Raw genomic sequence first — 13,817 nt, 5'->3', positions numbered from 1 at the left:
GGTCAGCTTCCGCCGAACAGCGTCGCCGCCGCGGCGTTGCCGAGCACTTCGTACGCTTCGGTCTCCCGGTTGTAGATCCAGGTACCCGGTCCGGCCTTGGGCAGACCCGCGGCCTGGATCGCCGATGCCGAGGGGCGGAAGCTGGAACTGCGCGGGATCTCGTCGACGACGTAGACCAGGTCAGGGCGCTGGCCGGGCTCCAGCCCGCGCATCGCCTCGGTGACATCGCCCGGTTCGATCCGGAACCCGTCACGCACGCTCAGGGCGGCCGCCGCGATCACGCCTGCCGCGGTCTTCAGCCCGAACGCGACCTCCATGTCGACCGGGGTGATGTCGTTGAGCACGTCCACGATCGGCTGGGTGAACACCGGGCCGCGCACGGCACGGATCACGGTGTCGCGACGGTCGACCAACCAGTAGTCACCGTCGCTGTCACGCCGGAACAGGTTCTCCGTCGGCCACCAGGCGTCACCGGCGCGGAACACACCGCGCAGCCCACCGTCGGAGATGTCGCCCCCGTCGACGGCCTTGCCGAGCAGCAGCCCGGGTTCGTTGTCGGCGCAGCGGCGGGCGAACCCGTCGTCGCCGACGAGGATCTGCTCGCTGACCGGGTCGTAGGCGACCAATTCGACCCGCGCGGTGCCGGGAACCGGCCTGCCCTTCGATCCGATCTTGGCGCCGGTGACATTCGCCAGCACCACGTCGCCGTCGATCGAGGCGTAGAACTCGAGCACCCTGGCCGGGGCGAACTGTTCGATGGTGCGCCGCCACAGACCCGCGGGCATACCGGATCCGATGAACAGCCGGATCGGATGGTTGTGGCCTGCGGGAAAGACCTGGGAGTCGAGCAGGTCGCGCAGCATCGTCCAGGTGTAGGTGACGACGGTGACGCCGTAGCGGTGCACCTCTTCGGCGAACCGGCCCGGATCCATGTCCATCGGCCGAGCGAGCGCGATGCGGCTGCCACCGGCGATCGCCCCGCCGAGGCTCACCAGCAGCCCCGACGAATGGTGCAGTGGCGCAAGGCAGTACACCGTGTCACGACGGTCGAGGTCGGCCGCGCTCGCGGTGCCGAACGCCGACAGGGCCCAGCGGTGGTTGGTGATGTACTTCGCCTCCAGGCGCTCGCCGGAGCCGAGGACGAGCACGAACGCGAGTTCGCGCGCCAGGCCCGGGTTCGGCCGGTACCAGGCGGGCACCCGGACCTTCGCCGGGTCGATCTGCTCGAGGTCGATCACACGATCGCTGGTCGGCACCGCGAGTGCACGGCTGTCGCCACCGCCGAGTACCAGCACCCTGGCGGCCGTCGCGGCGGCGGTGCGCAGGTTCTCCGGATCGGCGATCAGCGTCTGCACGCCGGTCAGCTCGATGGCCCGGTCGAGTTCGGCGCCCGGCGCCAGCAGCACCGCGACGGCGCCGATGCGCGAGAGCGCCGCGACCGAGGCCAGGGCGCTCGGACGCGTCTCCATCATGATGCCGACGCGCATGGCGGGGCGGATGCCGACCGAGATCAGGCCGCGCACGACATTGTCGACGCGCTCCTCGACGGCGGCATTGGTGTGCACCCGGTCGTCGAAGAGGACCAGGTCCTTCTGCGGTGCGCGGCTCGCGTGCTCACTGAGCAGTTTGCCGAGCGAGATGCGGGTGTGCGGCTGGATCATCCCGAGCCTGGTCAGCCGGGGCAGTGCCCGTGCCGCCTCCCCCGCCATTTCGAGCGATCCGCGAATCGTGTTGCCCGCGATGCCTTCCAGTGCCTTGCCGACACCCGCGCCCGCCTCGGCCAGGCCGGCGGCGGTGTGCACCATCCGGGTGGCGGCGGTGCGCGGCGCGTTGCTCGCGACGTGTTCCTGCATGGGCACGATCTGCTCGGGCAGGGTGCCGTTGCCGTCCATCCAGGCGATCCAGTCGCGCACCATCGGCCAGGTGTGGTTGGTGGCCGTCGAACCGGCGACGAGCCCGAAATGGCCTGCCACCAAACTCGCTTCGTACACCTCGGCATTGGGGCCGGCCCGCACGATGCCACGCACCGCGGCGGGCTGACCGATGTCGTCCACCTCGCCGACGAAGGCCAGGATCGGGCACTTGAGCTCAGCGAGCGACACCGGGTGGTCGCGAATCACGAATCCGCCGAGCATCATTCGATTGTGGGCGACGAACTGCTTGAGCAGATCGGCCACCGCCGGACCCGAATACCCCACCCAGCCATCGCTGTTGAGGAAGCGGCGCTGACGTTCCTTGGGCAGCAGCGCTTCCCGATCGTGCAATTGCAGCAGGAAGTCGATGCGCGACTTGGCGGTCTTCACCGGGTCGAGCATCTGGAAGCCGATGCGTACCATCGATTCGGTGATCGGCAGCCGGTGCATCACGTGGTCGGCGAGGAAATCGGCGACTTCGGAAACCAGACCGTAGGGCAGACCGAACGGCATCCCGTTGACGATGTCGACAGGACTGCCGAAGGTGACGATGGAGGCCACGCCCTTGCCGTAGCGGTAGGCAGTGGTCTGGTAGGCGAACATGCCGCCCTGGGAGTACCCCATCACATGCAGCTGCGCGCCGGTGGCCTCACAGACGGTGTCGATGGCGGAGTTCACCGCGAGCACGTGGTCGGCCAGGTCGCGTTCCCAGCCGCCTTCCTCGGTCGCGGGTGAGCCGAAATCGATGACCCAGCAGTCGATTCCGCTCTCGTGCAGAATGCCGACCGCGCCGCCTGCCGCGTTGACGTCCCAGATGTCGGCGTTCACCATCAACGGTGGCACCAGCAGCGCCACCGGACGCCCCGGCGTCGTATCGTCGGGGAAGTAATGTCGCAGCCGGTACATGCGTCGGCGCTCGACGACCTCGAAGGGCGAGGACTCGACATCGTGTGACAACCCGCCGAAGCGGATCACCTCCAGCCCGTTCTGCGCGGTAGCCAGCAACCGCTGCACCGAACCGACCACACCTTTTGGACTGATATCCACCGTTCCCACCTGGCCCTACCTGCTCAAAGTGACACACCTCACACACCCCGATGTGCTCATATGAGCTTGCCACATCGGACCTCCATTATGGGTCGGCTGTGACAGGCCGCATGTTCCGGCGATTCGAATCACATGCCCCGCTCAACGGCCGATAACACTGAGGTCACAACTCTCGTACGGTTCGTCGTCACGCCGAGATCGCCCGGGAACCGGCAGCCCAGGGCAGAGGTGGCCGCCGCGATGCGGCCGAGCATCGGCACAGAGAACACATCGCGGGCGACTCCCGGACACCCAGCTGTCCGCAATCGCCTCCCGCACAACGGTTCTCCCGGTCATCATCATGTTTTCCCGAATATCCGGCGCGCGGCCACTGCAACCGCCTACCATCGTTATCGTCCGGAACGTACTGACACGCATCAGATTTCGTGTAACACCGTTTCACACGCCCGGTTATCCGCGCAGGACCATTCGCTTCGCACCATGACCCACACCCGAGCCTGTCGCGCATTGTCGCGCCACACAGGTCGATCGGCCGTGCCGATTTCCGTCCCGAGGTGAGGACATATCCCATGACCATCGAAATGCCGTTGCCCACAGACAATTCCGCGCGCAAGAGCCTGAGTACCACGGCCGCGCACAAACTGACACATACCACCAAATCCGAACCGCAGATGCAGGGCATCAGCTCGCGCTGGCTCTCACGCGCACTGCCATGGGTGCAGGTCGCGGGCGGTATCTACCGGGTCAACCGCAGGCTCACCCACACCGTCGGCAACGGCGAGGTGGAATTCGTCGTCGACGGATCCCGGGCCAGGGTGATTCCGCAGGAACTCCGTGAGCTTCCGCCACTGCGCACTATCGACGACGACGAACTCCTGCGCCCACTCGCGGACAAATTCGTGCAATACGACCTCGACCCGGGATCGGTCGTCGCCGAATTCGGCAATCCGATGGATCAGGTGATCCTCGTCGTGCACGGAAAACTCGCCCGGCTCGGCTCCGGTCAATACGGCGAGTCGACCAAACTCGGCCTGCTGTCCGGCGGCGACTATTACGGCGAGGAAATGCTCACCGATCCTTCGGCGATCTGGCCGGACACGGTCAAGACGGTGACCAGAACCACCATTCTCTGCCTGCCGAGACAACAATTCGAGCAATTTCTCGAACTGAACCCGGAGCTGGATCAGATCCGCACCGAAGCGGCCCAGCGGTCGAGCCGGCTGCAGAACTCCAAGGGTGAAGCCGATATCGAGATCTCCTCCGGCCACTCCGGCGAACCGCTGCTCGAGGGCACCTTCGTCGACTACGACGCCAGCCCCCGCGAATACGAACTCAGCCTGGCCCAGAGCGTGCTGCGCGTGCACACCCGCGTCGCCGACCTGTTCAACGATCCGATGAACCAGGTCGACCAGCAGTTGCGGCTCACCGTCGAGGCGCTCTACGAGCGACGCGAGTACGACCTGGTGAACAATGCCGAGTTCGGCCTGCTGCACAACTGCGACCTCAAACAGCGCATCACCACCGAATCCGGCGCGCCGACCCCTGACGACATGGACGAGCTGCTCAGCATGCGGCGCGGCACCAAATTCTTTCTCGCACATCCGAAAGCGATCGCCGCGTTCGGTCGCGAGTGTTCACGTCGCGGTCTGTACCCCGACCCCGTGGAGTACCAGGGGCACCGGGTGCCCGCTTGGCGCGGCGTGCCCCTGCTGCCGTGCGGCAAGATCCCCGTCAGCGACACCCAGACCACATCGATCATGGCGATGCGCATCGGTGAGAAGGATCAGGGCGTCGTGGGACTGCATCAGACCGGCATTCCCGATGAATACGAGCCGAGCCTCAACGTCCGGTTCAAGCAGATCGACGACCAGTCGATCATGTCGTACCTGGTGAGCTGCTATTACTCCGCGGCCGTCCTCGTTCCCGATGCGCTCGGCGTGCTGGACGACGTGCTCGTCGCGCGTCGCGCCGACTGATCGGCGCGGACCGTGTCCATCCTCACCAGGGTCGGCGCTCCCATCGCGGCAGGCGATCTGGCTGTCGCGGTGGCGGCCCTGCTGCACGGCGCCGCCGCCCCGGCCGACCTGTTCTCCGGCACCGCGACGCTCCCCCGACGCACCCCCGGTGCGCCCACCGGCTCCGTCACGCCACGTCGTCTTCGCGGACCGACCGGGATAGGCACGTCCGGCCTGCGATTGTTCCCGGCACAGGATCTTCCTGCCGCTCCCGCTGCGGAGACGACGAATTCCACTGGGCAACAGCCGATTCCCGCTCTCTACTGCCCACCTCCCGAGCGTGACGACCCGGCGCTGGCCGAGGCCGTCAACGCGGGCCTGCTCGCCTGGGCCACCGAGATCGGCCTCTACGAAGGCCGTCTCGACGAGCTCGCCAAGGCCGACTTCGGCCGGTTGATCATGCTCGCCCATCCCGATTGCGACGATCCCGACCGGCTGCTGGCCGTCGCTCGCTGCGCGGTGGCGGAATGGTCGGTCGACGACTACTACTGCGAGGAGGACGCCCCTGGCGACACCGCACCCGACGGAACACCGTCCAGCGCCGCCGCGGAACTCGGGCCACGGCTCGAATTGGCCGCCGCCGCAATGGATCCGGCCCATCTCCCCGCGCGGTACGCGCCGAGGCTCGAACAGGCCATGCAGGCCGACCCGATCCTGCGCGCGTTCCGCACCTCGTTCGCGCACCTGGCGGGGTACGCGAGCCCGGCGCAGCTGGCCCGGTTACGCACCGAGATCGCGGGGTGGTTCATCGCGCTCGGCGCCGAGGCGGGCTGGCGCACCGCGGACCGGATGCCACCGGTCTGGGAGTACCTGACCAATCGGCAGCCACACAGTTTCCTGCCGTGTATGGCACCGATCGACGCGGTCGGCGGCTACGAACTCACCGCCGCCGACTACGCCGACCCGGCGGTGCGGCGGGTGACCACCACCGCCGCGCTGGCCGCCCAGATGGTGAACGACCTGTATTCGATGGCGCGCGAGGACCTTTCGGGTGGCAGGGAATTCAACCTGCCGACGGTCCTGGCCGCCGAGGAGGGCTGCACCCGGGCCGACGCCGTGCTGCGCACCGCCCAGATCCACGACGAACTGATGCATCGCTTCGAACGGGAGGCGGCCCCCCTCGCCGCCTCGGGCTCACCCCAGCTGCGCCGCTTCCTGGCCGGGCTGTGGGCCTGGATGGGCGGCAACCGCGCCTGGCACGCGGGCAGCCGCCGCTACCACGACATCGCACCAGGAGAGGACGACAGATGACCATCGTCAACAGCCCCGACCGCTCGGTCCTTCGCACCACCTATCAGCGTTCGGTCGCCGCGTACTGGAACAACAATCCCAACGACGACCGGGTCAATACCGAACTGGGCAAGGTCGACGGCCTCTACCACCACCACTACGGCATCGGCGAACCCGATTGGTCGGTACTGGACGGCCCGGAGAAGACCCGGCAGGAACGGATCGTGCGCGAGCTACACCGCCTCGAGACCGCCCAGGCCGACTGTCTGCTCGACAACCTCGGCGCCATCACCCCCGACGACCGGCTGATCGACGGTGGCTCGGGCCGCGGCGGCACCAGTTTCATGGCCGCCGATCGCTTCGGCTGCCACGTCGACGGCGTGAGCATCTCCGAATACCAGGTCGGCTTCGCCAACGATCAGGCCGAGGCCCGCGGCGTGACCGAACGGGTCGGGTTCCACTTCCGCAATATGCTCGACACCGGCTTCGTCGACGAGTCCGCCAGGGCCATCTGGACCAACGAAACCACCATGTACGTGGACCTTTTCGATCTCTTCGACGAGTTCGCCCGGGTGCTCGAACCGGGTGGGCGCTACGTGTGCATCACCGGCTGCTCCAACGATGTCACCGGCGGCCGATCCGCCTCGGTCAGCTGGATCGACGCGCACTACGGCTGCATGATCCATCCGCGCAGCGAGTACTTCCGCGCACTGTCCGACAGCGGCCTGGTCCCCACCACGGTCGTCGACCTCACACCCGACACCATCCCGTACTGGGAGTTGCGCACCCATTCCGAGCTCGCCACCGGCGTCGAACAGCCGTTCCTCACCGCCTACCGCGAGGGCAGCTTCCAGTACCTGATGATCGTCGCCGATAAGGTGGCCAGGTGACCGATAAGCTCGCCGACCCGTCGACCGACCGCGAAACCATGCTCGTCGAGCTGGTCGACGAATCAGGCGCGGCGATCGGAGCGTGCTCGGTGGCCGATGCCCATCGCCCACCGGGCACGCTCCACCGCGCCTTCTCCGTGCTGCTGTTCGACTCGCACGGACACGTCCTGCTCCAGCAGCGCGCGGCGGTGAAGACCCGGTTCCCGCTCCAGTGGGCGAACACCTGCTGTGGGCATCCGCTGCCGGGCCAAAGCGTTGTCGAGGCTGCCGAGATCCGGTTACGCGAGGAGTTCGGGATGGCGGCCGACCTCACGAAGGTCGGCGTGTTCACCTACCTCGCCGGCGACGAGAAGACCGGCCGTGTCGAGCACGAGTACGACCACGTCCTGATCGGTGTGGTCGGCGATGTGCCGCCGCGGCCGGACCCGGCCGAGATCGCCCGCTGGGCGTGGATTCCCCCGCAGGAGGTGCGTGCGGATCTGGCGGATAACCCCGGCAAGTTCACGCCGTGGCTGTCCCAGGTGCTCGAGATCGCCGACCAGGCCCACGAGCGCTGACCTGGCTGTCCCTGTTTTCTTTCTCGTCTCGGGTGCTCCCGTGGCGATCAACCGGTTAGATGCGCATATCTATATTTGTAGATGGTTCTGAGTTCCTTGGGGAACTCACAGGCTCACCACAGTCCGTGACCAGGCCGCCCGGCGAAACTGGACATCGAACGGTCCGCACGATGGCGAGTGAGGTAGCGATGGTCGAGGTCGAGATCAACGACGACACGGTGACGGTCAATGTGCTCGGTGGGCATCGCCTGCTCGCCCTGCGCCAGCAGGTCGTGATCGACCGCGCCGCGATCACCGAGATCGCCACCGCCGAAGTGGACCTGCGGCCCCCGTGGGTCCGCGCGCCCGGTACCTTCATCCCCGGCGTGATCGCCGCGGGTGTCTACCGAGGCAAGGGCCGCAAAGAGTTCTGGGACACCACTTTCGGCGGCAGCGCCGTGCGGATCGACCTGGACGGGCCCGACTTCACCCGTCTGGTCGTCGACGTCGACGATCTCACCGCGGTGCTGAACGCGCTGAGCACCGAGACCGCCGACGTCTGAGCGGCATTCACGAACCGAAGGATTCCAGCAGTCCCGCGTAGGTCTTCGGCGGCGGCGTCGCGAACTCTCCCCTACCCGACTTGCGCAGGCCCATCGTCAGCAGCGACTGCACGGTCAATGTCGCCGCCGCGACGCCGTCGATCACCGGCACCCCGATCTCGTCGCGAATGTGCGCGCACAGCTCCGCCATTCCGGCGCACCCGAGCACCACAGCATCTGACCCGTCCTGCGCGACGGCGACCCGGCACGCTTCGGTGACGATCTTGCGCGCGTCCGGGTCGGTGTCGAGGGCGAGTACCGGGATCTCGCACGCGTGGATGCCCCGGCAGAACCGTTGCATCCCATAGTGTTCCGCGAGATCGGCCGCTCGCCCGATGGTGCGGCCGAGCGTCGTGACGACACTGAATCCGCGGCCGAGATGACTCGCGGTGTGCATGGCTGCCTCGGCGATCCCGATCACCGGCCCCGCCGCCAGTTCCCGTGCGGCGTCCAGGCCCGGATCACCGAAGCAGGCGATGACATACCCGTCCACACCGTCGGCCTCGCCCTGCCGGATCGCGGCGAGCAGGCCCGGCACGCTCATCGCCTCGTCGTAGTGGCTCTCGATCGAAGCGGGCCCGATCTCGGAGGTGACCGCGTCGAGCAGCGTGCCCCGGCCCGCGACGGCCAGCGCACACTGCTCGATCGTGTCGGTCATCGCCCGCGTGGTGTTCGGGTTGACGACCCGGATGCGCATCAGACACCGACCTCCTCGGCAGCGGCCGCCCGCGCGGCGCCCGTCAGCAGGTAGTAGACGGCGAAGCCGATGCCGCACCCGATGAACCAGCTGTATTGGGCGGCGGAGTGCATGCCGGGCAGGCTGTTGGCCAGCACCGGGAACACCGCCACCGCGGCGGCCACCGCGGTCGCGATGATCGCGGCCGGGTGATAGCCCTTCGCGTAGTAATACGTCCCCTGCTCCGACATCGTGAACAGGTCGTCGACGACCACCTTCTGCTTGCGCACCAAGTAGTAATCGCAGATCAGCACCCCGAACAGCGGTCCGATGAAGGCCCCGAGAACCTCGAGGGTGTAGTGGATGACGTCAGGATTGTTGTACAGATTCCAGGGGGTGATCAGCACGGAACCGACCGCCGCGATCATGCCGCCCGCCCGCCAGCTGATCCGCTGCGGACTCACATTCGAGAAATCGAAAGCCGGCGAGATGAAGTTCGCGACGATATTGATCCCGATGGTGGCGACGGTGAAGGTGAGTGCGCCGAGCACGATCGCGAAAGTGGAATCGATCTCGGCGACGGTGGCGACCGGATCGGTGATGAGCTCGCCGTACACCGGCAAGGTCAGGGAGGCGGTGACCACCACCAGTACCGAGAAGACCAGGAAATTCACCGGAAGCCCGAGGAAGTTCCCCTTCTTCACCGCGGCGAAGCTCTTGCCGTATCGGGAGAAGTCACCGAAATTGAGCATCGGCCCCGAGAAATACGACACGACGAGTGCGATCGCGCCCAGCATCACCGGCACCGACGCCCAGCCGGTGTATTTCACATCGCCGAGTTTCAGGTCGATGGCACTCCAGCCCGCCTTCGCGATGAGGTAGCCGCAGAGCAGGAACATGACGACGTAGACGGCGGGACCGCAGAAGTCGATGAACTTGCGGATCGATTCCATGCCGCGCCAGAACACGCACGCCTGCACCACCCACAGCAGCAGGAAGCTGCCCCAGCCCAGGGCCGACAGTCCGAGGAACCCGTAGTCGGCGGTGACGGCGTATGGGGCCAATCCCGGAAACAGTTTCACCAGAACGACATCCAGCGCCGCCGACGCGAGGAAAGTCTGAATGCCGTACCAGGCCACCGCGATCAGACCGCGGATGATCGCGGGGATATTCGCGCCGAGCACGCCGAACGCACTGCGGCAGATCACCGGATAGGGCACCCCGGTCATCTGACTGGGTTTCGCCACCAGATTACAGAAGAAGTACACGATGGTGATGCCGATGAGCAGTGCGGCGAGTACTTGCCAACTGGCCAGTCCGAGTGCGAAAAGGCTTCCCGCCGTGACATATCCGCCGACGCTGTGCACGTCTGACATCCAGAACGCGAAGATATTGTAAGTGCCCCAGCTCTGCTTGCGCAGCGGCGCCAGATCCTCGTTCGTCAGCCGCGGGTCGTAAGTGGGCGGTTCACCGGCGGGAACCGCCGAGGACGTAAGGGTGTCGGTCATGATCGTTCCCGTCCGAAAGGGTACATCTGCTGAACAGACGGTAAGTATCAGCAATTGCCCAGCGGTTTCCCGGGAATTTCGCGCCTATTGCACCGAAGATATATCTTCCGGCGCGAGCAGCCCGGTATCGGTCGGCAGGGTCGCGACCACGGTTTCCAGCCTGCGGTGGTGTTCCTCGGCGGCCACGAGCAGACGGTCGACATCGCGGGCGAGGAACGCGTCGAGCATGGCGATGTGGTCGATGTGCAGGCGCTCGCGGTCGAGTCGGTCGATGTGGACCATCGACTGCACCGGCTCGGTGACATTCCACGCGGCTTCGAGCATGTACAGCAGCCGGAACATCCGTGACGGCCGCGTCAGCGCTACGTGGAAGCTGCGGGACTGACGCTGGTACGACTCGGGATCGTCGTCGAGGATGGCGCGTTCGAGCAGGTCGTTCACCGCGAGCAGGTGCGCGCGTTCGGCCTCGTCGGCGTGCAGCGCGGCCGCGGCGAGTGATGCCGTCTCCAAAGTGTCACGCACGATGTACATTTCGCGCAGTTCACGGGCGGTGAGCTGGGCCACCTGGTAGCCGCGCTGCTGACGGTGGGTGACCAGGCCCTCCCCGATCAGCGTCTTGAGCGCCTCACGGACCGGGATGTGACTCACCCCGAACAGCTCGGCGACTTCGCGCAGCGGGATCACGGTGCACGGCGGTACGGCACCGTCGAGGATCACCCGGCGCAGTTCGCCCAGAATCACTTGCGGTCGGCCTGGCTCATCGACCACAAGCCTTGCGAGCAGCGCCGATCGTCGTCTCGGGGGCATGCAAGCATGCTATGGACCGCGTATTGCGTGCGCGGTGTTCGGTGTGACAGTTAGGAAACGATCACCGTACCGACCGGTCCCTAGTGTGTGATGGCATGCTCGAAGGATGGGAGTTTCGACAGCGCAGTCGGTGGATCGCCGTTTCGTACGCTTGGTCACCGTCTTCGACCATCTGTTCCGCAAGCCCTCGCACGGCGGTGGCGCACTGTGCGTGTATCTGCACGGCGAGCCCGTCGTCGATGTGTGGGCGGGCTACGCGAGCCCTGGTGTGCCGTGGACTGCGGACTCGGTGGCGCTGGGCTTCTCCACCGGAAAAGGCGTGGCTTCCACCGTGATTCATCAGCTGGCCGATCGGGGACAGCTCGACTACGACAGCCCGGTCGCCGAGTACTGGCCGGAGTTCGCCGCGGCGGGCAAGGCCGCCATCACCGTGCGCGATGTACTCACCCACCGCGCCGGCCTGCACCGGCTGCGTGGCCTGCTGCCCGGGCCGATCGAGAGTTTCCTCGATGACGCTGCCGTCACCGCCGCGCTGGCCGCCGCCACTCCCGATCCGCGGCATCGGGTCACCAGCGGCTATCACGGAATCAGCTACGGGCACTTGGCCGCCGAGATCGTCGCGCGGGTGACCGGCCGCGCATTCGTCGATGTGGTGCGCACCGAACTGGCCGAACCTCTCGATGCCGAAGAACTCTGGTTCCGGGTGCCGCACGATCAGCGCCACCGCATCGCCACCACCTTCCCGCGCCTGCGCGCCGCGGGCATGGACTGGGACACCGGCTCCGATCTGCTCACCCGTACCCGTTTCGCCGCCGCCGCGGAGACCACCCCGCGCGGGTTCGCCGACCTGATCGTCGATGAGCGCGTCCACGATTCGGTGATGCCCGGCGTGAACGGTGTCTTCTCCGCCCGCGCGCTCGCCCGCGTGTATGCCGCCCTGGCCAACGGCGGCGAACTCGACGGCACCCGCATCCTCTCCCCCGGCTCGATCCCCCGCTTCGCCGCGCGCCAGGTCTTCACCCCCGACTACGTCCTGGCGTTCCGCATCCCCTGGGCCATGGGCTTCCACGGCGTCCCGATGAAACCCTCCAAGGCCGACCCGATCTCCGCCTTCGGCCACTTCGGCCTCGGCGGCTCCGGCGCCTTCGCCGATCCCGAAACCGGCCTCTCCCTGGCCTTCGTCACCAATCGTCTCGGCGGCAAACTCACCCCGCTCGGCGACGCCCGCCTCACCCGCCTCGGCACCATCGCCCACAACATCGCGAAGTCCTCGCAACTGCGCTGAGCCACTCGCCGGGCGGTTGATCACTGCACAATATGGACGCAACGCCGGGATACCCGACTGGCGATGCCGAACCTGGCACCATGTGGCCGATGGAGACCGTGGGACTGGAGCGGATCGAGGAAGCCGCGCGATTGCTGGCGCCGGTGATTCGACGGACACCGATCGTGGGGTCGCGGGTGTTGTCGGAACGGGTGGGTACGCAGGTGCTGCTCAAATGCGAGAACCTGCAGCGGACCGGGTCGTTCAAACCGCGCGGCGCCTACAACCGGATCGCCCATCTCCCGGCGGCGGATCGCGCGCGGGGCGTGGTGGCAGCCAGCGCCGGCAACCATGCGCAGGGTGTGGCGTGGGCGGCGAGCGAGCTCGGGATCGCCTCGACGGTGTTCATGCCGGTCGGGGCCTCGCTGCCGAAGCTCGTCGCGACGCGCGCCTACGGTGCCGACGTGCATCTGGTGGGCGACACGATCGACGAATCCTTGGACGCCGCACAGGAATTCGCTGATCGGACCGGTGCGACCCTGATCCATCCTTTCGACCATCCCGACATCGTCGCCGGTCAGGCGACGGTCGCGCTGGAAATCCTCGAGCAGGTTCCCGAGGCGGGCACGGTCGTCGTGCCCACCGGTGGTGGCGGGTTGCTCGCGGGTGTCGCGGTGGCGTTGCACGCGCTGGCGCCGAATGTCCGGGTGATCGGCGTGCAGGCGGCCGAGGCGGCGGCGTGGCCGGATTCGCTGGCGGCGGGCAGGCCGGTCCGGGTGCCACGGATGTCGACGATGGCCGACGGTATCGCGGTCGGACTACCCGGCGCGGTGCCCTTCGCCCATGTCGCCGAGCTGGTGTCCGAGATCGTCACCGTCGACGAGGACGCCCTGTCCAGGGCCCTGTTGCTCTGCCTCGAACGGGCCAAACTCGTCGTCGAACCCGCGGGCGCGGCGGGCGTCGCCGCCTTGCTCACCTCCGCTCTCGAAGATCTGCCCGGCCCCGTGGTGACCATCGTGTCGGGCGGGAATATCGACCCGCTGTTACTCACGCGCGTGATCGGCCACGGTCTCAGCGCCGCGGGCCGCTACCTGGCCATGCACGTGACGATCGACGACCGGCCAGGCGCCCTGTCCGCGCTGCTCGCCGTGGTCGGGCGCGCCGGCGCGAGCGTGGTGGATGTCGTGCACTCGCGAACCGGGCCGTGGCTGGCCGTCGACGAGGTCGAGGTGTCGCTCACCGTGGAAACCCGCGGCTCCGCGCACCGCGACGACGTTCTGGACGCACTGCGTGACTCGGGTTTCCGCGTACACGCCGAGCTCTAGAAAC

11 protein-coding genes are annotated in these 13,817 nt (G+C 67.2%); 7 read left to right on the top strand and 4 right to left on the bottom strand.

Annotated elements, in window-relative coordinates:
* Positions 1–2: 2 nt before the first annotated feature.
* Positions 3–2,960, bottom strand: coding sequence for an AMP-binding protein (locus tag ACWGCN_RS20275; protein WP_452458687.1), 2,958 nt, complete (start codon positions 2,958–2,960; stop codon positions 3–5).
* Between the two features lie 569 nt (positions 2,961–3,529).
* On the opposite strand from ACWGCN_RS20275, the gene ACWGCN_RS20270 reads away from it, so the two are divergent.
* The 5 genes from ACWGCN_RS20270 (at position 3,530) to ACWGCN_RS20250 (ending at position 8,194) form a co-directional block, all read left to right on the top strand.
* Entirely contained in the window at positions 3,530–4,936 is a 1,407-nt protein-coding gene (locus ACWGCN_RS20270; RefSeq protein ID WP_452458686.1) for a family 2B encapsulin nanocompartment shell protein, read from the top strand.
* Between the two features lie 12 nt (positions 4,937–4,948).
* The gene (locus tag ACWGCN_RS20265; RefSeq protein WP_452458685.1) at positions 4,949–6,226 is read left to right on the top strand and encodes a family 2 encapsulin nanocompartment cargo protein terpene cyclase; all 1,278 of its coding nucleotides are present in this window, start codon (positions 4,949–4,951) and stop codon (positions 6,224–6,226) included.
* Complete coding sequence (locus tag ACWGCN_RS20260) at positions 6,223–7,095, top strand: geranyl diphosphate 2-C-methyltransferase (RefSeq protein ID WP_387448183.1); 873 nt, start codon at positions 6,223–6,225, stop codon at positions 7,093–7,095. Before ACWGCN_RS20265 ends, ACWGCN_RS20260 begins: the two co-directional genes overlap by 4 nt.
* The gene (gene idi / locus ACWGCN_RS20255) at positions 7,092–7,652 is read left to right on the top strand and encodes an isopentenyl-diphosphate Delta-isomerase (protein WP_452458684.1); all 561 of its coding nucleotides are present in this window, start codon (positions 7,092–7,094) and stop codon (positions 7,650–7,652) included. The genes ACWGCN_RS20260 and idi overlap by 4 nt, the downstream gene beginning before the upstream one ends.
* A gap of 170 nt (positions 7,653–7,822) precedes the next feature.
* Complete coding sequence (locus ACWGCN_RS20250; RefSeq protein WP_452458683.1) at positions 7,823–8,194, top strand: hypothetical protein; 372 nt, start codon at positions 7,823–7,825, stop codon at positions 8,192–8,194.
* A gap of 7 nt (positions 8,195–8,201) precedes the next feature.
* Here the strand turns inward: ACWGCN_RS20250 and ACWGCN_RS20245 are convergent, their stop codons facing one another.
* From ACWGCN_RS20245 to ACWGCN_RS20235, 3 genes are all read right to left on the bottom strand, one after another.
* Positions 8,202–8,930: an aspartate/glutamate racemase family protein gene (locus ACWGCN_RS20245; RefSeq protein WP_378994243.1), complete on the bottom strand. Its 729-nt coding sequence runs from the start codon at positions 8,928–8,930 to the stop codon at positions 8,202–8,204.
* Positions 8,930–10,417, bottom strand: a complete 1,488-nt coding sequence (locus ACWGCN_RS20240) for an NCS1 family nucleobase:cation symporter-1 (protein ID WP_378994241.1) — start codon at positions 10,415–10,417, stop codon at positions 8,930–8,932. Before ACWGCN_RS20240 ends, ACWGCN_RS20245 begins: the two co-directional genes overlap by 1 nt.
* A gap of 84 nt (positions 10,418–10,501) precedes the next feature.
* A complete protein-coding gene (locus tag ACWGCN_RS20235; RefSeq protein ID WP_378636910.1) occupies positions 10,502–11,224 on the bottom strand; it encodes a GntR family transcriptional regulator in 723 nt (240 codons plus the stop codon).
* A 106-nt stretch (positions 11,225–11,330) separates the two neighbouring features.
* Between ACWGCN_RS20235 and ACWGCN_RS20230 the strand changes: the two genes are divergently transcribed.
* Entirely contained in the window at positions 11,331–12,509 is a 1,179-nt protein-coding gene (locus tag ACWGCN_RS20230) for a serine hydrolase domain-containing protein (RefSeq protein WP_378994238.1), read from the top strand.
* Between the two features lie 80 nt (positions 12,510–12,589).
* Entirely contained in the window at positions 12,590–13,813 is a 1,224-nt protein-coding gene (gene ilvA / locus ACWGCN_RS20225; RefSeq protein WP_452458693.1) for a threonine ammonia-lyase, read from the top strand.
* Positions 13,814–13,817: the final 4 nt, after the last annotated feature.

It is taken from the genome of Nocardia sp. NPDC055050 (assembly GCF_053608345.1).
Note: the sequence above shows the minus strand (reverse complement) of the source record. Positions and strands in the feature narration are given on the sequence as shown.

Bases quoted from the DNA above. Each gene is read 5' to 3' on its own strand.
- ACWGCN_RS20270 (WP_452458686.1), top strand. From the start codon at position 3,530: ATGACCATCGAAATGCCGTTGCCCACAGACAATTCCGCGCGCAAGAGC.
- ACWGCN_RS20260 (WP_387448183.1), top strand. From the start codon at position 6,223: ATGACCATCGTCAACAGCCCCGACCGCTCGGTCCTTCGCACCACCTAT.
- ACWGCN_RS20250 (WP_452458683.1), top strand. From the start codon at position 7,823: ATGGCGAGTGAGGTAGCGATGGTCGAGGTCGAGATCAACGACGACACG.
- ACWGCN_RS20245 (WP_378994243.1), bottom strand. From the start codon at position 8,930: ATGCGCATCCGGGTCGTCAACCCGAACACCACGCGGGCGATGACCGAC.
- ACWGCN_RS20240 (WP_378994241.1), bottom strand. From the start codon at position 10,417: ATGACCGACACCCTTACGTCCTCGGCGGTTCCCGCCGGTGAACCGCCC.
- ACWGCN_RS20235 (WP_378636910.1), bottom strand. From the start codon at position 11,224: ATGCCCCCGAGACGACGATCGGCGCTGCTCGCAAGGCTTGTGGTCGAT.
- ACWGCN_RS20230 (WP_378994238.1), top strand. From the start codon at position 11,331: ATGGGAGTTTCGACAGCGCAGTCGGTGGATCGCCGTTTCGTACGCTTG.
- ilvA (WP_452458693.1), top strand. From the start codon at position 12,590: ATGTGGCCGATGGAGACCGTGGGACTGGAGCGGATCGAGGAAGCCGCG.